The 26535-nt window shown below is 56.2% G+C and carries 19 protein-coding genes; 16 read left to right on the plus strand and 3 right to left on the minus strand.

Annotation, left to right across the window (positions count from 1 at the left end; genetic code table 11):
- Positions 1-17: 17 nt before the first annotated feature.
- On the plus strand, positions 18-4337 hold the full coding sequence (locus RGU70_RS09050) for a filamentous hemagglutinin N-terminal domain-containing protein (RefSeq protein WP_322209071.1): 4320 nt from the start codon (positions 18-20) through the stop codon (positions 4335-4337).
- Complete coding sequence (locus RGU70_RS09055) at positions 4337-5056, plus strand: FecR family protein (protein WP_322209072.1); 720 nt, start codon at positions 4337-4339, stop codon at positions 5054-5056. The genes RGU70_RS09050 and RGU70_RS09055 overlap by 1 nt, the downstream gene beginning before the upstream one ends.
- Positions 5057-5131: 75 nt before the next feature.
- Here the strand turns inward: RGU70_RS09055 and RGU70_RS09060 are convergent, their stop codons facing one another.
- Entirely contained in the window at positions 5132-5965 is an 834-nt protein-coding gene (locus RGU70_RS09060) for a 3',5'-cyclic-nucleotide phosphodiesterase (protein ID WP_322209073.1), read from the minus strand.
- 389 nt (positions 5966-6354) lie between these two features.
- Here RGU70_RS09060 and RGU70_RS09065 point away from each other — a divergent pair, with 389 nt between their 5' ends.
- From RGU70_RS09065 to RGU70_RS09075, 3 genes are all read left to right on the plus strand, one after another.
- A complete protein-coding gene (locus RGU70_RS09065) occupies positions 6355-8529 on the plus strand; it encodes an SLC26A/SulP transporter family protein (protein ID WP_322209074.1) in 2175 nt (724 codons plus the stop codon).
- A gap of 79 nt (positions 8530-8608) precedes the next feature.
- Positions 8609-10249 (plus strand): HD domain-containing phosphohydrolase, encoded by a 1641-nt coding sequence (locus RGU70_RS09070; protein WP_322209075.1) that lies wholly within the window; start codon positions 8609-8611, stop codon positions 10247-10249.
- 261 nt (positions 10250-10510) lie between these two features.
- Positions 10511-11278, plus strand: a complete 768-nt coding sequence (locus RGU70_RS09075; protein WP_322209076.1) for a 3-hydroxyacyl-CoA dehydrogenase — start codon at positions 10511-10513, stop codon at positions 11276-11278.
- A gap of 75 nt (positions 11279-11353) precedes the next feature.
- Here the strand turns inward: RGU70_RS09075 and RGU70_RS09080 are convergent, their stop codons facing one another.
- Positions 11354-12547 carry an NYN domain-containing protein gene (locus tag RGU70_RS09080; protein WP_322209077.1) on the minus strand — a complete coding sequence of 398 codons (1194 nt, stop codon included), beginning with the start codon at positions 12545-12547 and terminating at the stop codon, positions 11354-11356.
- 241 nt (positions 12548-12788) lie between these two features.
- On the opposite strand from RGU70_RS09080, the gene RGU70_RS09085 reads away from it, so the two are divergent.
- The 7 genes from RGU70_RS09085 to RGU70_RS09115 all read left to right on the plus strand — a co-directional run bounded on the left by RGU70_RS09085 (position 12789) and on the right by RGU70_RS09115 (position 22673).
- Entirely contained in the window at positions 12789-13697 is a 909-nt protein-coding gene (locus tag RGU70_RS09085) for a tetratricopeptide repeat protein (RefSeq protein ID WP_322209078.1), read from the plus strand.
- A 367-nt stretch (positions 13698-14064) separates the two neighbouring features.
- On the plus strand, positions 14065-15552 hold the full coding sequence (locus RGU70_RS09090) for an efflux transporter outer membrane subunit (RefSeq protein WP_322209079.1): 1488 nt from the start codon (positions 14065-14067) through the stop codon (positions 15550-15552).
- A 125-nt stretch (positions 15553-15677) separates the two neighbouring features.
- Positions 15678-16841: an efflux RND transporter periplasmic adaptor subunit gene (locus RGU70_RS09095; RefSeq protein WP_322209080.1), complete on the plus strand. Its 1164-nt coding sequence runs from the start codon at positions 15678-15680 to the stop codon at positions 16839-16841.
- Positions 16838-20011 carry an efflux RND transporter permease subunit gene (locus tag RGU70_RS09100; protein WP_322209081.1) on the plus strand — a complete coding sequence of 1058 codons (3174 nt, stop codon included), beginning with the start codon at positions 16838-16840 and terminating at the stop codon, positions 20009-20011. The genes RGU70_RS09095 and RGU70_RS09100 overlap by 4 nt, the downstream gene beginning before the upstream one ends.
- Before the next feature lie 21 nt (positions 20012-20032).
- Positions 20033-20719, plus strand: a complete 687-nt coding sequence (locus RGU70_RS09105; protein WP_322209082.1) for a heavy metal response regulator transcription factor — start codon at positions 20033-20035, stop codon at positions 20717-20719.
- A complete protein-coding gene (locus tag RGU70_RS09110) occupies positions 20716-22116 on the plus strand; it encodes a heavy metal sensor histidine kinase (RefSeq protein WP_322209083.1) in 1401 nt (466 codons plus the stop codon). The genes RGU70_RS09105 and RGU70_RS09110 overlap by 4 nt, the downstream gene beginning before the upstream one ends.
- A gap of 365 nt (positions 22117-22481) precedes the next feature.
- On the plus strand, positions 22482-22673 hold the full coding sequence (locus RGU70_RS09115; RefSeq protein WP_322209084.1) for a DUF1289 domain-containing protein: 192 nt from the start codon (positions 22482-22484) through the stop codon (positions 22671-22673).
- A 15-nt stretch (positions 22674-22688) separates the two neighbouring features.
- Here RGU70_RS09115 and RGU70_RS09120 read toward each other — a convergent pair whose 3' ends face one another.
- Complete coding sequence (locus RGU70_RS09120; protein ID WP_322209085.1) at positions 22689-23306, minus strand: Maf-like protein; 618 nt, start codon at positions 23304-23306, stop codon at positions 22689-22691.
- 122 nt (positions 23307-23428) lie between these two features.
- Between RGU70_RS09120 and RGU70_RS09125 the strand changes: the two genes are divergently transcribed.
- From RGU70_RS09125 to RGU70_RS09140, 4 genes are all read left to right on the plus strand, one after another.
- Complete coding sequence (locus tag RGU70_RS09125; RefSeq protein ID WP_322209086.1) at positions 23429-23926, plus strand: YceD family protein; 498 nt, start codon at positions 23429-23431, stop codon at positions 23924-23926.
- Positions 23927-24053: 127 nt separating this feature from the next.
- Positions 24054-24236: a 50S ribosomal protein L32 gene (gene rpmF / locus RGU70_RS09130; RefSeq protein ID WP_083439269.1), complete on the plus strand. Its 183-nt coding sequence runs from the start codon at positions 24054-24056 to the stop codon at positions 24234-24236.
- 159 nt (positions 24237-24395) lie between these two features.
- The gene (plsX, locus tag RGU70_RS09135) at positions 24396-25487 is read left to right on the plus strand and encodes a phosphate acyltransferase PlsX (protein ID WP_322209087.1); all 1092 of its coding nucleotides are present in this window, start codon (positions 24396-24398) and stop codon (positions 25485-25487) included.
- Positions 25484-26470, plus strand: coding sequence for a beta-ketoacyl-ACP synthase III (locus RGU70_RS09140; RefSeq protein ID WP_322209088.1), 987 nt, complete (start codon positions 25484-25486; stop codon positions 26468-26470). The genes plsX and RGU70_RS09140 overlap by 4 nt, the downstream gene beginning before the upstream one ends.
- The last annotated feature ends 65 nt before the right edge of the window (positions 26471-26535 follow it).

The following is a 26535-nucleotide window of genomic DNA, read 5'->3' on the forward strand; positions in this document are numbered from 1 at the left end:
TGGCGAAGAGAGATCATGTGAGTGACGCAAATACTGGCCGCGACAAGCCAACAGCAGGCCGGACGATGGACCTTGTTCCGCCACCGATGACCGTGCGTGTTGTGCGTATTGTGCGTATTGGCGGTCGACGGCTCACCTTGTCTTGGCGTCCGCGCAAGCGTGCCTCCACTTTGTTAGACGGTTTGCTGCGGCGATCATGGCGCATGCTGTTTGGCGCGGCGCTGCGTAAGACCACGATGGCTGTTGCCGTGTGCGCTGCCTGGAGTACGTCGGCTATGGCGGCCGCGCCGGCGCTGAATGCCTTGCCGGTGGTCAGTCAAATCGTGAGCGGTGTTTCCGGTGTGACGCAAAGCGGCAATGTGATGACCATCACGCAGGCGCAGCAAGCGGGCATCATCGATTTCAGTTCATTTAATGTCGGCGCCAGCGCGCTGCTCACTATTCGTCAGTCGAGCGCCGCATGGAGCTTGCTGGCGCGGGTAACCGGCACCGATCCTTCGCAGATCTACGGCCAGATTACCGCGCCGGGTTCGCTCACCCTGATCAATCCGAACGGCATCATGGTCGGTCCTTCCGGCCGCATCGACGTCGGCAGTTTTATCGCCAGTACACTCAATATGAGTAACGATGATTTTCTGGCTGGCCGACTGACCTTTGCTGGTGGCGCTACGGTAGGGGCCGTGCAGAATCTCGGCACCATCAACACCGTGCAAGGCGGCAGCGTATATCTGATCGGCTCCAGTGTGACGAATGGCGGTCTGATCAATGCCCCCGGCGGAGAAGTGATTCTGGCAGCGGGACAGACGGTGCAATTGGTCGACACCGGCACGCCCGGCGTATCGGTCGCTATTACCGGCAGTGCGGGCAATGTCACCAACCTCGGTCAGATTACGGCCGAAGCGGGCCGCATCGGATTGGCGGCAGGACTGGTCAATAACAGCGGCACACTCAATGCCAGCAGTCTGGTCAAGGAAGGCGGACGGATTTTCCTGCGCGCCTCTTCCACCCTCGCCACCAGCGCCACTTCCGATATCCGCGCCGATGGCGTGAGCGGCGGCAATGTTGTGTTGTATTCCGATGGCAGCGCCAATATCGACGGTACTGTGTCTGCGTTGGGCAGTGCCGGCGTCGGCGGCTATGTGGAGACTTCGGGCAAGCAATCGCTGTCGGTAGTCAACACGCCAAAGGTCGGCGCAGGCGGGCAGTGGTATATCGATCCCTATGATCTGACGATTGATGAAAACGGGACGCCCGCCGATACGACCGGCTCCAGCAATGCTATTTATTCTTCGGGCAGTCATTCCGTGATCAAGGCCAGCACCATCATGGATCAGCTCAACGCCGGTACCAGCGTGACGGTGTCGACTGGTGAGGGTGGTGCGGATGGTGGCGGCAATATCAATATCAACAGCCCACTGCTTAAAAATTCCAACGATTCGACATTCACACTGAATGCAAATAACAACATCATCGTCAACGCCGATGTGACGTGGAATGGCGGGACGCTGTCGATGAATCCGAACGGAGGAGGCATGGGGGGGAGCGTTACCCTCAATGCCAATGTACTGATGAACGGCGGCCAGCTGTCTATCTACAACAATGCGCAGCTCAATATTGGCGGCACCAGTGCCGGATCGCTGACGCTGGTAACCGGTTCTAATCTCTCCCTCTCGAATACCTTAAACATCAACTCCTTAGGTGTTCTGAACATGAGCGGCGGTCAGTTTAATGGCGGTGAGAGTATCAGCGGACTTAATAACGACGGAGTATTGAATCTGAATGCGGGCGACCTGAGCCTGGCCGACGGTACTAATACGGGGGGCGCGTTTAATGTTGCGAGTGGCTCGACGCTGAGTTTTACCGGGTATACGAATTTTAACGGCACCACCAACTTTGGCGGGCAGGGCAATGTCGGCTGGGCCGATTCTATTCGCATCAACGGCGGGCTGACGATGGCGGCGAACGGACCGGCGTTGAAGATACACGACGCCGATCTGTCGGTTGATAGTGGCTCACTGGTGACGAATGGCGTAACGACAATCGATGGGGCGGTGACGTTAGACGCAGGGTCAATCTGGAACAACGGCGGGCAAATGACGGTGCAGGCTGTCGGTTCTCTGGCCGCCTTGGGTACTGACTCAGTCTTAACCAATCAGTTGGGCGCATCCCTGACGATACTTTCCTCGAATACGACCAATTGGACAACAGTGGGCTGGCAAAATCTGGTCAACAACGGTACGCTGACCAAACAAGGCAGTGGTTCGGTATTCGTCCCGCTGAAAAATACGGCGACCGGTGTCGTTAATATTCAAGGCGGTACGCTGGGGGCAGACTTCAGTAGTTTCACTCCCAATCAGGGACGCATTATTCTTTCTGATGGCGCGACACTGGAGAGTGATGGTACTTATTTGTATAACGGTGCCACCGGTATCATCAGCGGTAGCGGCACTATCTCTCTGAGCGACATTCTGATTAATAATGGTCTTATCGCGCCGGGCGACGCTACGACGACAGGGACTATCTTGTTGACCGGTGGCGGCGGCTATACGCAAAACTCGACTGGTGTGCTGAAGATCAAGATGGCCGGTACTGCAAACGGCCAGTACGATGTGCTCAGCGTCGACAAGGACATCCATCTCGACGGTACGCTCAATCTTCAACTCATCAACGGCTACCGGCCGGTTTCTGGGGATAGGGCGAGCTTCCTGGTCCTGCCGGAAGGGGGCAGCGTTTCTGGCACCTTCGCCACGGTGACGCCGGCATCCATCACGTTGGGGGACGGGACAGTGGCAGTGCCTCAGGTGGGTTACGCGCAAAGCGCGGGTGAAGCCGCGCGCGTGACCATACTTGGCCCTAGCTCCGACTATTTTACTAACGCTTCGGGAGACATGAATTGGGCCAATCCTGAGAATTGGTCTGCGGCCTTGCCCGGCGCATCTTCCAACGTGTATATCAACGCCGGTTACAGCGTGACGCATGCTTCGGGCGACGACATTGTCAGCAGCCTGCTGATTGCCTATGCCAATTCGCTGCGGGTCTCGGGCGGATCTCTGACGGTGCTAAATAGAACCACACTCAACGGTGGCTTGACTGTTTCCGGCAGCGGGGCGCTGGCGCTGGTGGGAGCTTTGTCCGGTACGGGCACGCTATCGGTTGAAGGGGGAACGGCCACGCTGGGTCAGGTGACGAGTGCGGCAAATGGCGGGACGCTGACGATGAATCTTTCCGGCGGCACACTAGCGCTCACCGATGACGCCAAATTCGGCTGGCTCAATGTTCTCGGTGGCACGCTGAGCAGCGCGGCAGGGGCCAATCTCAATGTGTCGGAAGGTTTTACGCAGAGCGGCGGCAATCTCGTTTTGCTCGGCGATACGGCCTTGTCGCAGAACACCGGTGATTTGAATGTGGGCAATGTCGTTGCCGGCAATCTGGTGCTGGAAGCGGTTGACGGGGCGATTGCCCAAAACGCCGGCACTTCCCTGTACGTCAAAAAGCAGTTGATCGCCTCGGCAGTCGATGGGATTACATTGGGCAATAGCGGCAATCGCATTGCCGCATTCGCTGCCGATAACAGCGGCAGTGGCGATATCGTCTTTCTCAATAGCCGCGATCTGAGCGACAGCGCGCTGGCCGCCGTCACCTTGAACGGAATTACCAATGCCGGCGGCAATATCAGCATTAACAATACCGGTGCCACGGTCACTGCGCCGATCTCCGCTGCTTTCCTGAGCGATCTGGCTCCGTCGAATCCTGATCCCCTGGCTACTTTGGGTATCGATACCAGCGGCGCTATCAGCGCGCCAGCGGGAACGGTGTCGATTGAGGCGCATAGCCCGCTGACCATTGGCAGCGGCGGCGTGAGCGCGCAGGGTAATGTGGGTCTAGTCGCCGGCAGCTCTGCGGCGAACAACGACAATCTGACCGTCAACGGCCCGATCGCCACCAAAACGGGGATCGTTAATCTGTTTGCCGGGACCGGCATTTTTATCAACGCCAAAATCCTCGGCACTCTGGTGGCTAACCGCACGCCGCTGTACGGGAACGGCGCTTCGTCAGGGGTAACGGCCCCGGTTGCCTCTTCCAGCAACATCATTACCTTGACCGCAGATACCACCAGCCAGCTCAATCGCAGCGTGGACAAGACGCAGGCGACAGTCAATGTTGCCGCAATTGTTGGCAGCTCCGATACCAGCAGCCAGACTACGCTAGCCAGCACGCAGACGGTGGGCGGTGAAAGCGGCAGTTTCGGTGGCGACGATAGCGTCAAAGAGAGCAGTACTACGCCGGGCAGCACCAAGTCTGCCTCTGCCAAAAAACCACTTCCGGTGTGCAATTGATGATGCGTAAATTCCTCCTCACAATGCTGGCCTCGCTGGCGCTTTTAATGACGCATGCCGCATGGGCGCAAGTCGGTACGGTGACGCACTTATCCGGCATGTTGACTGCCCGTCATGCTGATGGCACTACCACGGTGCTGGCGGTGAAGTCCTCGATATTGCAGGGCGATACCCTGATTACGCAGAGCGATACCTATACCCGCGTCAAATTTGTCGATAGCGCCGAAGTGGTGCTGCGGCCGGGGACGCAAATGGAAGTGTCCAGTTATTTGTATAACGAGGCGCAGCCGGAAAAAAGCAATGTGGTGCTGAGCTTGCTCAAAGGCGGTTTGCGCGCGGTTACCGGTTTGATCGGCAAGGCCAATCACGATGCGGTGAATTTCAATACGCCAACGGCCACTATCGGCATTCGCGGCACGCATTTCGGTGCGCTGTTTTGTCAGGCCGATTGCGGCGGCGTGGTTGCCGCCGATGGCAAAGCGCCGCCGGATGGTTTGCACATTGATGTGGTGCAGGGAGCCATCCTTGTCAAAAATAATGGGGGGGAGCAAGTGTTCGCAGCGGGGCAGTTTGGTTATGTGGCCAATCCGAGTGCGCCGCCGGTGATCGTACCCCCATCGCAAGGGGTGCAGGTGACGATGCCTTTGTCGATCAGCCGTAATGCGCCGACGGTGCAAACGGCCGCCGCATCCAAGGGCGACGGATGCCTGGTGCAGTAATTTGATCTGCTGTGCGTCGGGCATGATGCTGTGATGGGCGAATTTTAAGCGGGGGAGTAAAAGCCCCGGCCTTTTTTAAAACTCGAAGACCGATGCCGCCATCAGCATGGACAGGCGATGATCGCCGCCTTGCGTAATCTCGCGTTCGATTTGCTCGAACTGACCGGGCTTGGCGTGGGTGACGTAAATGTCTGGCCGCGCGTGCAGCTTCTTCAGTTCGCTCAGCAGCAGACTAGGGCAGAAATGTTTGGACAGGATGGCCAGGGCGAGTTCGCTGTTGACGAAGGCTGATTCGATAATCAGGTAGCGTAAATCAGGGATGCGGTTGACGGCTTCCCACAGCGCATCGCAGACCGTGGTGTCGCCGCTGAACACCATGCTGGCCTTGCTGACATCGTTATCGAGCCGGTAGCCGACGGCGGGTACGGTGTGATTGGCTGGCAGCGCGGTAAAGCTGCGCTGACCGATGACGACGGGCTGGCCGACTTCAATCGTATTGAAACGCAGGAATGGTTTTTCGACGGAAGGGATCTGGCTGAAATCGGGCCAGATCAACCAGTTGAAAATATGCGCTTGCAGGATAGCTTGCGTTTCCCGGGTGGCGTGCATGGTCAGTGGCTTGCCGCGCAGATCGCCGACGCTGTCGAGAATAAACGGCAGGCAGGCAATGTGGTCCAGATGCGAATGGGTGAGGAACACATGGTCGATTTTCGCCATCGCATCGAGCGTCAGGTCGCCGGCACCGGTACCGGCGTCGATGAGGATGTCGTCATCCACCAGTAGCGATGTGGTGCGCAGCGGAGGGCTGGCTTCGTTGCCGCCACCGATGCCGCCACCGATGCCGCCACCGATGCCGCCACCGATGCCGCCACCGATGCCGCCACTACAGCCAAGAATTTTTACACGCATCCTGCCCTTGTTCTTTTGATATTGAGTGATCCCGGTCTTCCTGCGGAAGTGAATGCGGGAAATTGTTTACGAATTATTCGTGCGGTGCGAGTTTGCGATGTTGCCTTAAGAGAACTTATTTTATGGGCGCTGTAATGAAAACCGCGCGAAAACCGCGCGGAAACTGCACAACAGCGCCCGATGGTAGGGTATCCCGCAGTGCAGATCAATAAAAAACCGTATGTTGTTTTAAATATCTTTTTGCCAACACCTTTGGTTTTTTTACCAGGAAATCAGATTGTTAATTATCCGGTCATTTAATTGTCGGATAATCAAACTACATTCAAATAAAACCAAAGCCAATGTCTAATCCAGTGACTGAAAACCCCCGTTCCACAAAACCTCTACAGTTGACGTCCACCATCCAGTCTTTTTTACGAGCCGTGCCGGGGCAACTTCCTGCCGCACTGGTTCTGGCGCTCATTTCCATCAGTTTCACCACGAGTTATGCGGCGATGATTTACGGCAGCGGCGGGTCTGCCTTGCTGGCAGTCGGTTTGCCGCTGCTCTTGCTGTCCCTGTTTGTCATCATGCTGCTATCGGCCTGCACCAGTTCGCTGCCCTTCATGGTGGGCGGGACCGATACCAATTCCGTCGCGGTGCTGTCTTTGCTGGTGGCCGGGATTGTGGGAGAGATGCATGCCAACGGCAGCACGCCGCCGCAAATCGCTGTGACGGTGATGGTGGCGGTTTCTCTGAGTACGCTGATCTCGGGTCTTTGCATGCTGATGCTGGGCGGGGCGCGACGCGGCAATCTGGTGCAATTCATTCCGTTTCCGGTCGTCGGCGGTTTTCTGGCCGGCTCGGGTTATTTGCTGTTGAGCGGTGCTTTCGGTATTGCGACCGGTCAGGAACTGAGCTTTTTCAGTCTGCCGCTGCTACTGCATACCCACTGGCTGGTGCTGGTGCCGATGCTGATGGTGACCGGTTTGATGGTCTTAGCAAGTAAGCGGCAATGGCGGCATCCTATCGTTTTACCGCTGATTTTATTGGGGGCGAGCGCTGTTTTTTTCATTGGCCTGCACTTGAGCGATAGCAGTGTGGAGCAGGCGCGCAGCATGGGCTGGATGTTTCAACCGCTGCCCCACAGCAGTGAATTACTTCCTTTCAATTTGCCGCTGTCGGAAGTGAACTGGTCGCTGCTATCGCATCATTACAGGGAAGTCCTGGCAATGGTGGTGGTGGTGACGCTGGCGCTGCTGCTCAACGCGACCGCGATCAGTCTGGCGACCAAGAGCGAGATTGATTTCAACCATGAGTTGCGCAGCACCGGGATTGCCAATCTGGTTTCCGGCCTGATGGGCGGCGGTATCGGCGCACCTTCGCTCAGCCGCACCATGATCAATTACCGGGCCGGTAGCCGCAGCCGCGTGACGGGTGTGCTGGCGGCGTTGTTTGTTCTGCTGTTCGCCGGCTTTTTTTCCGACATGATCTCGCTGGTGCCTAAACCTGTTCTGGCCGGACTGCTGGGCGCGCTGGCATGGGGACTGCTGGAAGAGTGGGTGATCAAATCCCGACGGCATTTGTCGCGCAGCGACTATTTACTGATCCTCTTGATTCTGGTGGTGATTGCGGTCTCCGGCTTTGTGGCCGGTGTGGTGTTGGGCGTGATGGTTGCCTGCGTCTTGTTTGTTGTCGATTACGGCAGCATATCGTGCATTCAGATGGCATTTTCGGGAAGCTCATTAACCTCCCGGCTGGAGCGTGATCGGGAAACCAGCCTGCTGCTCAAAGAAGAGGGCTATCGCATTTTTGGCGTCTGTCTTCAGGGCTTCCTGTTTTTCGGCAGCTCCAACCAGATGGTCGAGCGCGTTCGCGAGCAGCTACGTTTGCAGGTGGAATATGTGGTCATCGATTTCCGTCGTGTGCAGGGAGTGGATGCTTCTACGTCGCAAAGTTTTATCAAGTTGCGCCAGATCTGCAATGAACGCGGCGTCACGCTGGTTCTGACCGGGGTGACCGAGAGTGCGCGTTTGTCGCTGGCGCATGCCTTGGGGCAGGGCGTCGCTGTGCCGGAATTCGAGTATCTGGATAGCGGGCTTGAATGGATAGAAAATGCGCTGCTGCAAAAATTGCAGACGGAGCAGGTAGCACCGGATTGGCATCAAAGCATGGCGCAGCATTTCGCTGCGGAGCAATTGCCGCATCTGTTTGCGCGGCTGGAAGTGATTGACCTGCAAGCCGGCGATCTGCTGTTCAACAAGGGCGATAACGGCGACGGTATGTATTTTATTGAGTATGGCCAGGTCAGTATCTGGTTGTCCTGGGAGGGGGGCCGGCCGGTTCGATTAAGATCGTTTGGAAGCGGTACTATCGTCGGTGAAATGGCGCTCTATACCGGCCTTCAGCGCACTGCGGATGTCATGACGGACAGGCCGACACGGGCGCACCGCTTGTCTGCCATCCATTTGCGTGAACTGGAGAAAGAAGAACCTGCGACGGCCTTGCAATTGCATAACTATGTGGTGAAAACCATTGCAGGCCGTCTGGCGGTGACGAATGAGGCTTACCGTCTGTCCTTTTAGGGAAATTGTTCCGCTTCCTGTACGATCGAAAAAATGATGTCAGTATTGCTGGCACACCTTCCACGCAAGGAAAAATAAGATGGATCAGCCGCAAACCGATATCAGTGACCGCCTCGAAATGCTGACCGAACTCAGCCTTGCCCTGAGCAGTAACCGCAATATTCCCCTGCTGCTGGAACGTATTTTGCAGACGGCAAAAACGATTACGCTGGCGGACGGCGGTACCTTGTACCGTACCGAAGAAGGCGCGGATGGCGCGGAAAGTCTGGCGTTCTATATCTCTATCAATGATTCGCTGAACATGCATCAGGGCGGCAGCAGCGATCAGAAAATCACCATTCCCAACCTCCCGCTGCGCAATGAAGACGGCACGCCCAATCTGAGCGCTGTGGCCGCTTATGCCGCTAATACAAGGCATTCGGTCAATATTGCCGACGTGTATCAGGCTGACGAATTCAATTTTTCCGGCATGCGGCAGTTCGATAAAAAATATGGCTACCATTCGACCTCGTTTTTGACTGTGCCGATGCAGGATCACGAAGGTGAACTGATCGGCGTATTGCAACTGGTCAATGCCATTAATCCGGCGACAGGGCAGCCGCATCCGTTTTCCGTGACCGACCAGAAATTCATCGAAGCGCTGGCGTCGCAAGCAGCGATTGCGATTACCAATCAGCAATTGATCTATCGCCTGGAAACGCTGTTCGAGCATTTCATCAAGCTGATCAATATGGGCATCGATGAGAAATCGGCGCATACCGGCCGTCATTGCGAGCAGGTGCCGGAACTGGCCATGATGCTGGCCGAGGCCACGCACGAGACCGTCTCCGGGCCGATGGCAGCGTTTACGATGAGCGAGCGCGACCGGCGGGAATTGTGGGTCGCCGGTTTGCTGCACGATTGCGGCAAGATCACCACGCCCAATCATGTGGTGGAAAAATCCACCAAGCTGGAAACCATTTACGACCGCATTCATCTGGTGGACGCACGTTTTGAGGTGCTCAAGCGGGATGCGGAAATTCGGATGCTGAAGAAGCAATATGCCTCCGGCGTGTCTTTCGATGCGGCGCAGGTGGCGGAGATGGCGCGCCAGTTGCAGCAAGAAATCGCAGAGATTGATGCCGACCGTGATTTTTTACGCAAGAGCAATCTGGGCAGCGAAGGCATGAAACCGGAAAGCCAGCAGCGCGTGGCAGAGATTGCCAAGCGCCAATGGGTCGGCCCTGAGGGCGTGCAGGGCAATGTGCTGAGCGAAGACGAGGCGATGAATCTCAGCATCCGGGCCGGTACGTTAAATGAGGAAGAACGCCTCATCATCAACAATCACATCGTGGTGACGATCAAGATGCTGGAGTCCTTGCCCTGGCCCAAACAATTGAAGCAGGTGCCTGAGTACGCGGGCGGGCACCATGAGCGCATGGATGGCAAAGGCTATCCGCGTGGCTTGCGCGGCGACCAGATGTCGGTGCCGGCGCGGGTGATGGCGATTGCCGATATTTTTGAGGCATTGACCGCGATGGACAGGCCTTACAAGCGCGGCAATACGCTGAGCGAAGCCCTGGAAATCTTGGGTGGCTTCCGTCAGCGCGATCATATTGATCCTGATTTATTCGACGTTTTCGTGCGCAGCAAGGTGTATCAGCAGTATGCCGATCGCTTCATGAGTCCGCATCAGATCGATGCGGTCGATCACAGCAAGATTCCCGGTTACGTTCAGTAAACGGGAGAGGTAATCGGCGGCGCGCGTCTTTCACAACGCGTCTTTCAAAACACGCCTTATTTTTACCCCCCTACCGTCGTAAACTCGGGACGATGGGGTTGCGGTGTATCTCTTCTCCCGACATGCTCGCGGAGGATTTCTTTTCTTTTGTGGTGATAATTGTGGCCATAATTGCGCATACTGATGCGTCATTGCGCACCCTCGCCGCCATCTTTGTTGGCCGGGCGCATGTCTAAAGGAGAACATGAATGGAGAGCACGAATGCAAATTGAAAATAGCGTATTTGTCGTGACCGGTGCGGGTTCCGGTCTGGGCGCGGTCACGGCGCGCATGCTGGTCGCTGCGGGCGGCAAGGTGTTGCTGGCCGATATCAATGCCGAGTCTGGCGCGGCAATGGCGCAAGAATTGGGCGCGGCGGCGCATTTTGTTAAAACCGATATTACCGATGGCGAGAGCGCGAAAGCGGCCGTCGATGCGGCGCTGGAAGTGTTCGGCAGTCTGCGCGGACTGGTCAATTGCGCCGGTATCGCGCCGGCGGAAAAAGTGCTGGGGCGTGAGGGCGTGCATAGTCTGGACAGTTTCGCCCGCGTCATCAATATCAATCTGATCGGCACTTTCAATATGCTGCGCTTTGCCGCTGCGGCGATCAGCAAGGGCGAGCCGGACAGTAACGGTGAGCGCGGCGTCATTATCAATACGGCTTCGGTGGCGGCGTTTGACGGTCAGGTGGGGCAAGCGGCCTATTCAGCCTCCAAGGCAGCGGTGGCGGGCATGACCTTGCCGCTGGCGAGGGAGATGGCGCGTTATGGGATTCGCGTGATGACTATTGCGCCGGGCATTTTTGAAACGCCTATGATGCTGGGCATGCCGGCGGAAGTGCTGCAATCGCTGGGGGCGGCGGTGCCGTTTCCTCCTCGTCTGGGGCATCCCTCTGAATTCGCTGCGCTGGTCAGGCATATTGCGGAAAACGGCTATCTCAATGCCGAAGTGATCCGTCTCGACGGCGCGATTCGCATGAACGCCAAATAAATCTTGTCGCTATAAAAAACAACCGGCAGACGCGGGTGCGGGTGCCGGTTGCGGTAGCGATTAATTGGGTGGGGTTCAGATGCCGTCTGGCGGCGTTTCCTGTTTGCGTGGACGGCGGCTGCGTGCCGCTGGTTTGCGTGCAGGTTTTGTCTTTGCTTCGGGCGCGGCGCTGTCTGTCTCGACGGGTGCAAGCGCAGCTACAGGCGGTAGCGGTTCGGCGGCTATCTGCGGCAGATTGTTTTCGATAGGCTCTACCGCCGCGTCGGTTTTCTTTTGCGCCGGCTTGCGGGTTCCGCGTCCCTTGCGGCGCGGTGCGGGGCGGTCGGCGTTGCTGTCGTCGCTATTTTCGTCGCTGGCTTCAACCGCCACGGCAAGCGTTTCCACTTCCTGCTGCGCCGACTCCGGTGTGCGCTGTTCCTGCAGGGCTTCGCTGGCGCTGACGGCTTGTTGGTTGCTGCGATAAACGAAGGTTCCCGATTTATCGTCCCGTCCGAATTCGAGCAGGCCGCGTGCCTGCGCTTCTTCCAGCAGATTGCCGAAGGCGCGGAAGCCGTAATAGGATTCGCTGAAATCCGGCTTGCGGCGCTTGATCGCTTCTTTCAGCATCGAGGCCCAGATTTTGCCGCTGTCGCCGCGTTCGGAAATCAAGGCGTCGAAAGTTTCGACGGCCATTTCGATGGCCTGGGTCTTGCGGGTTTCCAGGTCTTCCTTGCGCGGTTGTCCTTCTTCTGGGGCGCGTTTGGCGGCTGGCTGACCTTGACGGGCGTCGCGCTTGGCAGCGGCGTGTCGGCTTTCTCGCACCAGATCATCGTAAAAAATAAATTCATCGCAGTTGGCCACCAGCAGGTCGGAGGTCGATTGCTTCACGCCGACGCCGATGACTTGTTTGTTGTTTTCGCGCAGCTTGGAGACCAGCGGCGAAAAGTCGGAATCGCCGCTGATGATGACGAAGGTATTGACGTGCGATTTGGTGTAGCAGAGATCGAGTGCATCGACGACCAGGCGGATGTCGGCTGAATTTTTGCCGGACTGGCGCACATGCGGAATTTCAATCAGTTCGAAATTGGCTTCGTGCATGGCGGCTTTGAAGCCTTTGTAGCGATCCCAGTCGCAATACGCTTTCTTGACCACGATGCTGCCCTTGAGCAGCAGTCGTTCGAGAATCGGCTTGATGTCGAATTTTTCATAATTGGCGTCACGCACGCCGAGCGCGACGTTTTCGAAATCGCAAAACAGCGCCATGCTGAGATTGTCTGGGGAGGAGGACATAGGGGGTGTTTTCAGGTGAGGGTGGGCGCCTGCATGACAGGTCGGGGCGATGGGGGATTATAAAGCCAACGCCTTGCCGTACAGGAATGCTTGGCCAGCCACCGCTTGGTAAGTTCCGTGATGTTTGCTGTGATATTTACGGTGATACTTGCTGTGATACTTATGGATACAAACTAAATTGGGCATTTCTCTCGAATTAGGACAATATTCGGATAACTCAATTTTCTCTCTGGGCGCAATCATGTTCAAAAAAATACTGGTCAGTTTTTCGATGTTCGCCTGCCTTGCGTTTGCGGGACAGGTTTCTGCCGCGCAGGACCCTTCCTTGCACGAGGTCTATCAGGCGGCGCAGGCGGGTCGGCTGAAAGAGGCGCAAGACATGATGAAGCAGGTTTTGATCGACCATCCGAACAGCGGCAAGGCGCATTACGTCGAAGCGGAGTTAATGGCCAAGCAGGGCAATACCACCGGCGCGGCAACGGAACTGGCGACGGCCGAGCGGCTTTCGCCCGGACTCTTGTTCGCCAAGCCGGAAGCAGTGCAAAACCTCAGGGATTTGATTGCGCGTCCGAATCAACGCAAGGCGGCATCTCAGGCGGCGGCACCTCAGGCGGCAGTAGCGCTGACGCCGGCCAGCAGCACCTCCATGCCACCCTTGACGCTCTTGCTGATCGGATTGGGCGTGATTGCGGTGTGCTTCCTGCTTTTCCGCGCCATGCGTCGGGGTAATAACGTCGTGATGCAAGCGCCGCCCGGTGGTGCCTATCCTTCTCCTATGGGGCAGGGCGCAGCGCCGGTCCCCGGTTTTGGTAGCGGCAACGCAGGATACGGCGGCCAACCAGGTTACGGTGCAGGAGGCGTGGCGCAGCAGCAGGCGCCAGCGAGCGCGGGCAGTGGTTTGATGGGCAGTCTGGCAACGGGTGCCGCGCTGGGCGCGGGCGTGGTGGCAGGTCAGGCGCTGATGCATCGCTTTACCGATAGCGGTAGCAACAACGGCGGCAATCGCAACGATGCCCCGGCCGATAATTCCTCATGGACGCCGCCACCGGCCGACAATATGGGCGGCAGCGATTTTGGCGTTGCCGATAATTCCTCGTGGGATGACGCCGGCAGCAGCAGCGGTGGCGGCGGCGACGATTGGGATTCGTGAGATTGTTGTTCCGCTAGTTCTCTCGTCTGACGCAGCTTTACATCCAACAGGCCCCTTCAAAAGAGGGGCCTGTTGCATTTTGTGGTGCGGATAAAAATGTTGGTGCTGATGCGAATGCGAGTGCCGGCGCGGGCGGTTCAGTTGGGCAATTAAGAGAGGTCTATTGCCCCGTCCTTTCGCCCTCATTATTTCTGACAGATTTGTCATATTTAAGCTGACTTGCTCCTATGCAGCTTGGGGTATAGTAGTCCTACTTTAACGATTGTGTGAGTCTCATCGATGCAAGCTTGCGATACCAATTTCTTGTTGATTTGCGGCAATTTCCTCAATTTAAATAAACCTCCACTTATTTCCTCTCATCCCGCACATGCATGCTTCAGATAAGACTGTAGCGACTGGTTCGCTGCCGGGTCTAGGTTTTCGTTGTTCTCGTCATCTGGTTCTGCTGACAGCGCTTGTTACCCTGTCGGCCTGTAGCGTAGGGCCTGACTATGTCCGGCCGTCGTTTGAGGCACCCACTGCTTACAAGGAAGCCGGTCCCTGGAAAACGGCGATTCCCGGCCAGATCGATGGCAATCATCGCTGGTGGGAGGCGTATGGCGATAGCGTCCTGAGTGACCTGATCGACCAGGCCAATAGCGCCAATCAGAATATCCGCTACGCCGAAGCGCAGTTCCGTCAGTCGCAGGCGACGGCACGCGTGGCGCAAGCCGGGTTCTGGCCGACTGCGGGAATATCCGCAGGTGCTGCGCGGGGACAAACCAATACCAACGGCACTATTCGACTGGCGGACACTTACACCACGGGCCTGAACGCGACCTGGGAAGCGGATGTGTGGGGTCGCGTACGACGCTCGGTGGAAGCCGGCGATGCAGGTAGTCAGGCCAGCGCAGCGACGCTGGCCGCCGCGCGTCTGAGTATTCAGGCGACGCTGGCGCAGAATTATCTGCAATTGCGGGTGACCGATTTACTGAGTGACCTCTACCTGCGGACGACCCAGGCCTATACCCGGACATTCGAGCTGACGCAGCGTCAATACGCCGCGGGTATCGCTTTGCGTTCTGATGTGGCGCAAGCGGAAACGCAGCTGCTCAACGCACAGGCGCAAAAAATCGATCTGGACGCGACGCGCAGTCAGTTGGAGCACGCCATTGCGATCTTGGTCGGCAAGGCGCCCGCTGTGTTTGCTTTGTCACCCGTCGCCGGACCCGTCGTTGCGGTCATGCCCGCCATTCCTGTCGGTCTGCCTTCCGAATTGCTGGAACGGCGTCCCGATATCGCCAGCGCCGAGCGACTGGTTGCGGTGGCCAACGCCAATATCGGCGTGGCCAAGGCGGCTTACTTTCCTTCTTTGATATTGAGCGCCGGCGGCGGGTATTCCAGTCCCGGTTTTGCTTCCCTGTTCAATACGCCGGCGCGGGTCTGGTCGCTGGGTGCGGTACTGGCAGGCACCTTGTTTGATGGCGGTTTGCGCTCGGCGCGTACGGATCAGGCCATTGCCTTGTTTGATGCTTCCGTGGCGCAGTACAAGCAAACGGTGCTGGGCGGCTTCCAGGAAGTGGAGGACAACCTGGCCGTGTTGCGGGTGCTGGCAAACGAATCCAAAGTGCAGGCGCAGGCGGTGCAGGCGGCCTTGCTGGCGGAACGCTTGATTACCAGTCAGTACCGGGTTGGCACGGTGACCTATGTATCGGTGGTAACGGCGCAGGCAGCGGCACTGGCCAGTCAGCGCACGTTAGTGCAATTGCAGGGGCGTCAGTTGCTGGCGGGGGTAGCGCTGATCAAGGCGACCGGCGGCGGCTGGAGTGCGGCAGAACTGGTGGCCGGTGCGCCAGACCTTGCTAAGCATCCCTGATAAGGCGCCTTTGACGCAGCGACTGTGCGACGCCATCTCATGATGGCAAGGCGCGAGACACTGAATCAGAGTTTCCCCCATTTTTCCAATAAGTTGGCCAAAAAATAAATAAACGGGCAAGCGCAATGAGAACTTCTTCTTCTGCAAAACGTAACACGCTATTCATCGTCATCGCGCTGCTGGTATTGGCGCTCATCTGGTTTGCCGTCGTGCGATGGGGGGCCGATAAAGCGGCCAAGCCGCCAGCGCCGCCGGTAGCGGTTAGTGTGGTGCAGGCCCTTGAAAAAGATGTGCCGATTTATCTGACCGGCGTCGGTACGGTAACGCCGAATGCCACCGTGACCGTCAAGGCGCGCGTGGACGGGGCGCTGGAAAAAGTCGGTTTTGTCGAGGGACAGGAGGTCAAGGCCGGGCAATTGCTGGCGCAACTTGATCCGCGTACTTTGCAGGCGCAGCTGGAACAGGTGCAGGCGCAACGTGCCAAGGATCAGGCGCTGCTGAACAATGCGATGATCGATTTGCAGCGCTACACCACGCTCAGAAGTGAGGATGCAGCGACGCAGCAAACGCTCGATACGCAACGGGCCTTGACGCAGCAATTGGCGGCGGCGATCAAAACCGACGATGCGCAGATTGCCTACGCCAAGGTGCAACTGGGCTTTACGACGATCAATGCGCCGATTTCCGGGCGTGTCGGTGCGCGCTTGGTGGACCCCGGCAACATTGTGCATGCCACCGATGCCGTCGGACTGGTAGTGATCAATCAGATTGATCCGATCACAGTGCTGTTCACGCTGCCGGAAGATGCTGTGCCAGCCATCATTGCCGCGCAGAATGCCGGAAAGGCTGCGCTCAAGGTACTGGCTTTGCCGCGCAGCGGTGGTCCGGCGATCAGCAGCGGTAGCCTGATTCTGCTGAACAATCAGATCGATACCACTAGCGGCACGGTGCAACTCAAGGCGCGTTTTGCCAATGCGAATCATGCCTTGTGGCCGGGGCAATACCTCAATGCGCGTCTGATGCTGGGCGATCATCAAAAAGTAGTGACCGTTCCTGCAGCGGCGATTCAGCGTAATCAGGAGGGCACGTATGTGTACCTGGCGGGTGCTGATAATACGGTGCAAATTCAGCCGGTAAAGGTGACGCAGATTCAGGATGGCGTGGCGGTGGTCGGGGAAGGCGTGCAAGTGGGGCAGAACGTCGTGCTGGATGGACAATATAAATTACGTCCTGGGGCGCGCATTGTTGTCAGCAAGCCGGCGGCGGCCGTGAAAGGGCCGGCCAAGTGAGTATTTCCGCTTTCTTCATCAAACGTCCTATCGGTACGACCCTGCTGGCAGTGGCCATCATGCTGGTCGGGCTGGCGACATGGCCCTTGCTGCCGGTAGCGCCGCTGCCGCAGGTGGATTTTCCGACCATTCAGGTGTCTGCCACGCTGCCGGGCGGTAGTTCGGAAATCATGGCGTCCAGTGTGGCGCAGCCGCTGGAGCGTCAGTTTTCACTGATCGCCGGGCTGTCTCAGATGACTTCGCTCAGCGCGCTGGGCTCGACGCAGATCACTTTGCAATTCGATCTGAACCGCAATATCGATGCCGCTGCGCTGGATGTGCAGGCGGCGATTAATGCCGCCACAGGTCAGTTGCCCGCCAATCTGCCGAATCCGCCGACTTTCCGTAAGGTCAATCCGGCCGATTCGCCGATTCTGATTATGTCGGTGCAGTCGGATGCGCTGCCGATCAGCCAGGTGAGCGACTACGCCGATAACATTTTGGCGCAGCAGATTTCACAGATCGCCGGCGTGGGTCTGGTGAACGTGAACGGTGCGCAAAAGCCGGCGGTGCGGATTCAGGTTGATCCGCAAAAAATCGCACTGTTGGGATTGAGTCTGGAAGATATCCGCACCGTTATTGCCACGACTACTGTCAATCAGCCGAAGGGTACGGTGGATGGCGAGCATCAGAGTTTCACTGTCTACACCAACGATCAGTTGCTGAGTGCTGCGCCGTGGCGCGATATGGTGCTGGCTTACCGCAATGGTGCGCCGATCCGGGTGCGCGATATCGGTACCGCTGTCGATGGACCGGAAAATACGAAACTGGCGGCTTGGGCGTTTGCCGGTGCGGCGGTGTTGCCGGGCAGTACGGTCACCAACGGGCGCGCGATTGTGCTGGCAGTGACCAAGCAGCCGGGCGCGAATGTGATCGAAACGGTGGATCGCATCAAGGAGGCCTTGCCGCGTTTGCAAGCCGCGATTCCTGCCAGCGTTCGTCTCAATACGCTGATTGACCGGACGCAGACGATTCGGGCTTCGGTGGACGATGTGGAATTCACGCTGGTGCTGACCATTGCGCTGGTGGTGATGATTATCTTTGTGTTTTTGCGCAATGTGCCGGCCACGCTGATTCCGAGTCTGACAGTGCCGCTGGCGCTGATGGGGACGGCGGCGATCATGTATCTGGTTGGTTATAGCCTGGATAACCTGTCGCTGATGGCGCTGACGATTGCGGTCGGGTTTGTGGTCGATGATGCCATCGTGATGCTGGAGAACATCTACCGCTATGTGGAAGAGGGCATGTCGCCGATGGAGGCGGCATACAAGGGGGCGGCGGAAATCGGGTTTACGATTATTTCTATTTCGGTGTCGCTGGTGGCGGTGTTTATTCCGCTGCTGCTGATGGGCGGGATTGTGGGCCGCTTGTTCCGTGAATTTGCCGTGACAGTGACCTTGACGATTGTGGTGTCGGTGGTGATTTCGCTGACGCTGACGCCGATGTTGTGCTCGCGCTTCCTCAAGAATTCGCATGCGGAAACGCATGGCCGTCTTTACATGCTGTTTGAGCGCGGTTTCGACGCCATGCTTAATGGCTACAAACGTGGCTTGCATGTGGTGTTGCGGCATCAGTTCCTGACTTTATGCGTGTTCCTCGGGACGCTGGTGCTGACGGCCGTGCTGTTCATCATCATTCCTAAGGGGTTTTTTCCGCAGCAGGATAACGGTGTGATTGCCGGTTTTGCCGAGTCGGCGCAAGACTCGTCGTTTGCTTCGATGAATAAACGAATGCTGCTGGTGGCGGAAATTGTCCGTAAGGATCCCGATGTCAGCGGTTTTGCGATGAGTGGTGGCGCATCGACTTTTAATACCGGTACTTTTTTCATCAGTCTGAAATCGAAGGAGCTGGGACGTACCACGAGTGCGGATCAGGTCATTGCGCGTCTGCGTCCGCAAATCGCCAAGGTGCAGGGCATTAACCTGTTTTTGCAGGCGAATCAGGACATCAATGTGGGCGGTCGCTTATCGCGCACGCAATATCAATACACGCTGATTGATTCCAATCTGGAAGAACTCAATAGTTGGGCGCCGCGCTTGCTGGCGCGCTTCCGTTCTCTGCCGCAATTGACCGATGTGGCGTCCGATCAGCAAAATGCCGCGGCGACGGCGACGCTGACCATCGATAGGGCGCGGGCCTCGAGCTTTGGCATTTCGCCGTCGCTGATCGATGCCACGATCTACGATGCGATCGGCCAGCGTCAGGTGGCGCAGTTCTTTACGCAGATCAACAGTTATCGTGTGGTGCTGGAAGTGACGCCTGAATTGCAAAAAGATCCTTCGCTGTTTAGCAAGCTGTACATCACGTCGCCGTTGAACGGGCAGCAAGTGCCCTTGTCGAGTCTGGTCAAGATCGATACGGAAAAAACGGCTTATTTGTCGATCAGTCATCAAAGCCAGTTCCCGGCGGTGACGATTTCTTTCAATCTGGCGCCGGGCATGGCCTTGGGTCAGGCAGTCGATGCGATTCAGAAGGCGCAGACCGAGATGGCGGTGCCGCAGACACTGATCGGGGCGTTTCAGGGGACGGCCAAGGCCTTTGGCGATTCGCTGTCGTCGCAACCGTATCTGATCGCGGCGGCGCTGGTGACGGTGTATATCGTGCTCGGCTTGCTGTATGAAAGTTATATCCATCCGTTGACGATTCTGTCGACGCTGCCGTCGGCGGGTATCGGGGCGCTGCTGATTCTGATGGCGGGTGGTTACGATCTGAGTGTGATTGCGTTGATCGGGATCATTTTGCTGATCGGTATCGTCAAGAAAAACGGGATCATGATGGTCGACTTTGCGCTGGTGGCCGAGCGCGAGCATGGCATGAAGCCGGAGGAGGCCATTTATCAGGCCTGCCTGTTGCGCTTCAGGCCGATCATGATGACCACCATGTGCGCGCTGTTGAGCGGCTTGCCGCTGATGCTCAGTCATGGTTCCGGTTCGGAATTGCGTCGTCCTTTGGGCTACGCCATGGTGGGCGGTCTGATTGTGTCGCAGGCGCTGACTTTGTTTACGACGCCGGTGGTGTATTTGTATCTGGATCGTGCGCATTATTGGTATATGGAACGCAAGGCGGCGCGTCTGGCACGGCGTGAGCAGGCGCGTAAGGCGCGTTTGCTGACTCCTCCTGAGTCGCATTAGCCTGGCCGGAGTCTGAAGCCCATGAAGATACTGATCGTCGAGGATGAGCAAAAGACGGCGGACTATTTGTTCCAGGGATTGAACGAGCAGGGCTGTACGGTCGATCTTGCCGCCAATGGCATCGATGGCTTGCAGCTGGCGATGTTGCATGACTACGATGTGATCGTGCTCGATGCCATGTTGCCCGGACTGGACGGCTTTTCCGTTCTGCGTTCGCTTCGCACGGCGAAGCAGACGCCGGTCATCATGCTGACCGCGCGCGACCGCATCGAGGACCGCATCAAAGGCTTGCAGGAGGGGGCCGATGATTATCTGATTAAACCTTTTTCATTTCTGGAATTGCTGGCGCGCCTGCAGGCCTTGAGCCGGCGCGGCCGCATGATCGAGCCGGTGCAGTTGCGCATCGGGAATTTGCAGATCGATTTGTTGAGCCATAAGGCTTATCGACTTGCTACGCGCATTGATCTGACGGCCAAGGAGTTCTCCTTGCTGGCGGTGCTGGCGCGGCGGCAGGGTGAAATTCTGTCGAAAACGACGATTGCCGAATTGGTCTGGGACATGAATTTCGATAGCAACACGAATGTGGTGGAGGTAGCGATCAAGCGTTTGCGCGCCAAGATTGATGCACCCTTCGGACAGAAATTGCTGCACACCATTCGTGGCCTGGGATACGTGCTGGAATTGCGCCAGAGCGGGAGCGAGGAGTGAGGCATTCCATTACGGCGCGTCTGGTGCTGATGTTCGCGGCGGCTGCGCTGGTGATTTTTTCCTTGATCGGTATCGTGCTGTATGAAGTGGTCAAGATTGAATTGTCGCGCCGCGAGCGCGATGGTTTGCAGACGACGTTTTCCGATATCAAATACAAGGTGGAGTGGGCGGGTAACGTCGAGCGTTGGGCTCGCTTGCAAACGCGGCTGGATATGCTCACACCTGGCAATGGCAAGGTGAGGTTCTGGATTGTGAGCAGTGACCCACGGTTTCAGTATGGCAAGGATCTGGCCAATATCCGGCACACCGATTTCGGGGGCAATCCCAATGGAGGAGATGAGTCCGGCGATCATCTGGGTGAACTTGTTATCAAAGGAATGCCCTATCCGATGCGTACCTTGACGGCTATTATTCCTGCGTTGGAGGACCGGCCCTCGATACAGTTGATTGTGGGTACGGATACCGGTTCGTACTATCAAACGTTGCACAGGTTTTTGATGGCGTTGATCAGTCTGTCACTGTTGGGTGTGGTGCTGGTGGTGCTGTTTGCCTATTGGGTGGCGCGCGCGGGTTTGTTGCCGTTGAAGCGGCTGTCGGATAGTGCCAAGACGCTGAGTCCGAAGGCGCTTTCGCAAAGGCTGGATATGTCCGCTTTGCCTTCTGAACTGTCGGATCTGGCTGGTGCCTTTAATGGTGCGCTGGGCCGTATTGAAAATGCGTACAAGCAGTTGGAATCGTTCAATGCCGATGTGGCGCATGAGTTGCGTACGCCGCTGGCTAATCTGATCGGCGAGACGCAGGTGGCGCTGTCGCGTGAGCGGAGCGCGGACCAGTTCAAGTCGGTGCTGCAATCGAATCTGGAAGAGCTGGATCGCTTACGGGCGATTATTAACGACATGCTGTTTCTGGCGCGTTCGGATCAGGGCGAGGCGGCGACCAGTTTGCAATCGGCGCTGATCGCGGCTGAAGTGGGAAAAACCATCGATTTCTTTGAGTTTGTGCTCGATGAAATGGCAATGACGGTGGGTGTCGATGGGCCATGCGATGCCAGCGCGATGATAGAAACGGCTTTGTTCCGCCGGGCAATGACGAATTTGCTGCAAAATGCGATTCAGCACTCGTCGCCGGGTGCGCATTTGCGGGTGTCTATTGCGCGACTGGAGGCGGCTATTTGTATTACGGTGTCGAATCCGGGATTGCCTATTGCGGAGCAGCATCTGGGTCGCTTGTTTGACCGTTTCTACCGGATTGATGCGTCGCGTCATGATACGCAGTCGATGCATGGGCATGGCTTAGGGTTGGCGATCGTCAAGGCGATTGCGCAGATGCACGGCGGCATGGTGTCGGCAAGCAATGCTGAAGGCTTTACGCGCATCAGTTTTACTGTGGCGGCGTGAAGTAATGTGGCGGGGTAGGGCGGGATTGACGGGCAGATTAGGAGTGAGCGTGTTATGTGCTTTGCGAATGACTGATATTCTTAAAATAAATTAGTCGTAATATGCTGCGCTGCGCTATAGTTGATTTGTCTCCTCCAATCTCAAAAGAAATTGGATTCAGCCCGCAGCCTCTGGTTAGCGGGCTTTTTTTTGCCTGTTCGCTTCGCTAATTTTTGGGGTGCTATGGTGCGATGCGAGGTCGCTTGACCTGGGGGGATGGCTGGCATGCACGTTGTTGGTATCGACTTTATTGCCTTCGGCAACCCTCGAAGGCCGGGCTTGGTAAAATACAAGGCGTATATTCGTTTTCTTCTTTGAAGGTCTTGATGTCTATTCCTGTTGCCGATCGTCCTGATACCCCTTGTGTTGCTGTCTGTTCGACTACCTTCGATGATGTGTGCCGCGGTTGTGGCCGCACGGTCATGGAGGTTGCCGATTGGGTATTCATGTCGCAGGATCAAAAAAATCTGGTCTGGGACCGGATTACGGCCGAGGGCTTTCCCCGGCGTCAGTCTTGATGTGTTGCTGATTCGTTAATCGCGTCGGCTAAAAAATGATACCCCCGCGTGCCGCAGCATCGTGGTGAGTGCGATCAGGGGCAATCCGGTGAGTGCGGTCGGGTCGTCACTTTCGATTTTTTCCAGGATGGCAATGCCCAGGCCCTCATTTTTGGCGCTGCCTGCGCAGTCGTAGGGCTGTTCTATGCGCAGATACGCTTCCAGTTCGCTGTCGGGCAGATTGCGGAAGGTGACGGCGGTCAGCACGTTTGCCGTTTGGGCGGCTTGTGCCGGATCGGATAGGCGCCCATCCCATAGGCACAGTGCGGTATGAAACATAACGCAGCGCCCGCGCATGGTTTGTAATTGCTGGAGTGCCTTGGCGTGTGAGCCGGGTTTTCCTATTTGCGCGCCGTCGAGTGTGGCGACCTGATCTGATCCGATGACCAATGCGCCGGGCCATCGTTCTGCAACGGCACGCGCCTTGGCTACTGCCAAGCGCAGTGCTGTGACCGGAGGGGTTTCGCCGGGGCGAGCGGTTTCATCGATGGCGGGGACATCAATGTTGAAGGGAATTGCTAGTCGAGACAGCAATTCTGCCCTGTAAGGCGAGCTGGAACCGAGTACTACTAGCGGGTGCGTGAGGGTCGGCATGATGTGGGGTTTTCTGAATGCTGTTTCGATTTTGATGCGAAATCCGCGCAGATGAGTGCTAACACTTTGACTGCTAAGGGATAATCCGTTATTATCGCAGGCTTTCCAGCTTGATCTAGACTATGGACTCTTTAGTAATCGACGCGTTTGAATTCAGTCGGCTCAAAGAGCTGGCAGTAGGGACTATTCCTGTTGCCGATTTAGTCCGGTTGTCGCAAGAGTGCGTAGGTGCGGCGGGATCTATCGACTGGTCGGTTCAGGGCGGCGTTGATCTGCTTGGGCATCCGGGGCTGAAAGTCAGCGTCAGTGGTGAATTGCAGCTGATATGTCAGCGTTGCCTGGGTCCACTGCCTTTCACTATTAAAACTGAGTCTTTTATAGTTCTGGCCGTCGATGAAGATCAGGCTGACGCGCTGGAATCAATGGTGGGCGACGAGGAAATTGACATCATCGTTGGTTCGCAAGCTTTTGATGTGCATTATTTGGTTGAGGATGAGGCGCTGTTAGCGTTGCCTTTGGCTCCCAAGCATCAAATTTGCCCTGTCGATCAGGATGTCGGAGTGGATGTTGTTAGTGAGGACGCCTCCCCGTTCGCTATATTAAAGAATTTGCAGAAGTAAATATCTGTCGTAAATAACCGTCCGATAGTAGGGCGGGAAGTGTATTGCGGTTGGTGGCAGGGTGGCGGGATTTCGTTGCCGGCAATCGAGTATGTTAAAATTTTGATTTCAAGATTCAGGAGTTATCATGGCAGTCCAGCAAAACAAAAAAACACCTTCCAAGCGCGGCATGCATCGTGCACACGATTTTCTGGTTGCGCCGCCACTGGCAGTAGAGCCAACGACTGGTGAAACGCATCTGCGTCATCACATCAGCCCGAACGGTTTCTACCGTGGGCGTAAAGTTCTCAAAACCAAGAACGACGAGTAATTGGTTTTTTGTTGTAGTCGGGACGCGGCGCATTGGATCTCCGCATGGAGTTCATCGGGCGCCGCAACTGTTTTCCGCGCAACGATAATAGTGCGTCATTTTGAATCGCGCCGAAATGAGTTCCGCCTTATGGAACCGACAGGGCTTTGAATCAAAACGATGACAATCAAGATTTCTATCGACTGCATGGGGGGCGACTACGGTCCATCCGTTACCATCCCCGCAGCCATCGCATTCGTCAATCATCAACCTGACGCCGAGTTAATTCTGGTCGGCCAGGAAGATGTGATTCGCGGTGTTCTCAAAAAACTTAAACAGATTTCGCATCCCCGCTTGACGGTTGTGCATGCCTCCGAAGTCGTCACTATGGACGATTCGATTGAGGTTGCCTTGCGCCGCAAGAAGGATTCGTCAATGCGCGTTGCCACCACCCTCGTCAAGCAGGGTGCGGCTGATGCTGCCGTTTCCGCTGGTAATACAGGCGCGCTGATGGCAGTGTCCCGCTACGTGCTAAAAACCATACCCGGAGTAGATCGGCCGGCTATCTGCACCATTCTTCCCAATCAAAAAGACGGTCCTACTTACATGTTGGATCTGGGTGCGAACATTGACTGTGAGCCTCAGCATTTGCACCAATTTGCCTTGATGGGATCGGCGCTGGTGTCGGCAATGGAAGGTAAGGCTCGTCCAACTGTCGGATTGTTGAATGTCGGGGAAGAAGAAATCAAGGGTAATGGCTTGGTTAAGCTCACGGCAGAGCTTTTGCATGCCGATCATGAAAAAGGCATACTCAATTTTTACGGAAATGTCGAAGGGAATGACATTTTTGAAGGCACGACCGACATCGTTGTATGTGACGGATTTGTCGGCAACGTTACCTTGAAAGCATCGGAAGGATTAGGGCGTTTCGTAAAAGCTGTGTTGACCACCGAATTTAAAAAAGGATTTTTTAATAAATTAGGGGCACTCATTGCTTACGGAGCAATCAAAGCGCTGTCGCGACGACTGAATCCATCTCGTTACAATGGGGCCAGCTTGTTAGGCTTGCGTGGCTTGGTATTTAAGAGCCACGGTGGGGCTGATGCCTATGCGTTTGAATGGGCCATACGACGCGCATACGACGCAGCTAAATACGATGTGCTGTCACGAATTACTGCAACGATGGCGGAATTGCTGCCGCAAGTATCTGCGGCGCCGCTGTCGGAAGACGGCATTGGCAATAACGAATTTCAAATACAGAAGACAGTATGACTTTCTATAGCAGAATTTCTGGTACGGGCAGCTTTTTGCCGCCCAGGCGCGTAAGCAATGATGAGCTAGTCACGCAACTCGCAGCTCAAGGCATTGAAACATCCGATGAGTGGATCGTATCTCGTAGTGGCATTTCTGCTCGCCATTATGCAGATGTTGACATGCTGTCGAGCGATATGGCTGTACAGGCTTCCAAGCGAGCCATTGAGATGGCTGGTTTGCAGGCAGACGATATCGACATGATTGTGATGGCAAGCTCCACTCCGGATCATTTCGGTGGATTTCCAAGCACCGCCTGTGTTGTGCAGCGTAAGTTGGGAATTAAAAATGGTGGCGCTGCCATGGATGTGCAGGCGGTGTGCAGTGGCTTCGTTTACGCACTTTCCGTAGCAGATAGCTTTATTAAATCTGGCACATACAAGAATGTGCTTGTCATTGGTGCAGAAGTGTTTTCGCGCATTCTGGATTTCAACGATCGTTCGACCTGCGTACTGTTCGGCGATGGGGCCGGTGCAGTCGTTCTTTCTGCCTCCGATGAGCCCGGTATTCTGTCGACCAAGTTGCATGCAGATGGTAGTTATGCCGATATTTTGTGCATGCCAGGCAATGTCAACCGCGGCATTATTGCCGGTAGCGCATTTTTATACATGGATGGTCCTGCCGTATTCAAGTTGGCGGTGTCTGTTTTGGAAAAGGTTGCGATCGAGGCGTTACAACTCGCTCATTTGGACGCGAGCGATATTGACTGGCTGGTTCCACATCAGGCTAATTTGCGCATCATGCAAAGTACGGCAAAAAAACTCCGTTTGCCTTTGGAAAAAATGATTGTGACAGTCGATCAGCAAGGCAACACTTCTGCGGCCTCCATCCCTTTGGCACTCGATAAAGCTGTTCGCGATGGTCGGATTCGTCCAGGTCAGAATGTGATGATGGAGGGTGTTGGGGGTGGTTTTACATGGGGTGCGGTGATGGTTCGCATGTAGTAAGTATCTGGCAGGCGTACTACTTAGGCTCTTCCGTAGGCGCGCCAGGTCCGATTGTTCAAATA

This window comes from Herbaspirillum sp. RTI4 (assembly GCF_034313965.1).
Classification (GTDB): domain Bacteria; phylum Pseudomonadota; class Gammaproteobacteria; order Burkholderiales; family Burkholderiaceae_D; genus Herbaspirillum.

Bases quoted from the DNA above. Each gene is read 5' to 3' on its own strand.
- RGU70_RS09055 (WP_322209072.1), top strand. From the start codon at position 4,337: ATGATGCGTAAATTCCTCCTCACAATGCTGGCCTCGCTGGCGCTTTTA.
- RGU70_RS09060 (WP_322209073.1), bottom strand. From the start codon at position 5,965: ATGCGTGTAAAAATTCTTGGCTGTAGTGGCGGCATCGGTGGCGGCATC.
- RGU70_RS09070 (WP_322209075.1), top strand. From the start codon at position 8,609: ATGGATCAGCCGCAAACCGATATCAGTGACCGCCTCGAAATGCTGACC.
- RGU70_RS09075 (WP_322209076.1), top strand. From the start codon at position 10,511: ATGCAAATTGAAAATAGCGTATTTGTCGTGACCGGTGCGGGTTCCGGT.
- RGU70_RS09080 (WP_322209077.1), bottom strand. From the start codon at position 12,547: ATGTCCTCCTCCCCAGACAATCTCAGCATGGCGCTGTTTTGCGATTTC.
- RGU70_RS09085 (WP_322209078.1), top strand. From the start codon at position 12,789: ATGTTCAAAAAAATACTGGTCAGTTTTTCGATGTTCGCCTGCCTTGCG.
- RGU70_RS09090 (WP_322209079.1), top strand. From the start codon at position 14,065: ATGCATGCTTCAGATAAGACTGTAGCGACTGGTTCGCTGCCGGGTCTA.
- RGU70_RS09095 (WP_322209080.1), top strand. From the start codon at position 15,678: ATGAGAACTTCTTCTTCTGCAAAACGTAACACGCTATTCATCGTCATC.
- RGU70_RS09105 (WP_322209082.1), top strand. From the start codon at position 20,033: ATGAAGATACTGATCGTCGAGGATGAGCAAAAGACGGCGGACTATTTG.
- RGU70_RS09115 (WP_322209084.1), top strand. From the start codon at position 22,482: ATGTCTATTCCTGTTGCCGATCGTCCTGATACCCCTTGTGTTGCTGTC.
- RGU70_RS09120 (WP_322209085.1), bottom strand. From the start codon at position 23,306: ATGCCGACCCTCACGCACCCGCTAGTAGTACTCGGTTCCAGCTCGCCT.
- RGU70_RS09125 (WP_322209086.1), top strand. From the start codon at position 23,429: ATGGACTCTTTAGTAATCGACGCGTTTGAATTCAGTCGGCTCAAAGAG.
- rpmF (WP_083439269.1), top strand. From the start codon at position 24,054: ATGGCAGTCCAGCAAAACAAAAAAACACCTTCCAAGCGCGGCATGCAT.
- plsX (WP_322209087.1), top strand. From the start codon at position 24,396: ATGACAATCAAGATTTCTATCGACTGCATGGGGGGCGACTACGGTCCA.
- RGU70_RS09140 (WP_322209088.1), top strand. From the start codon at position 25,484: ATGACTTTCTATAGCAGAATTTCTGGTACGGGCAGCTTTTTGCCGCCC.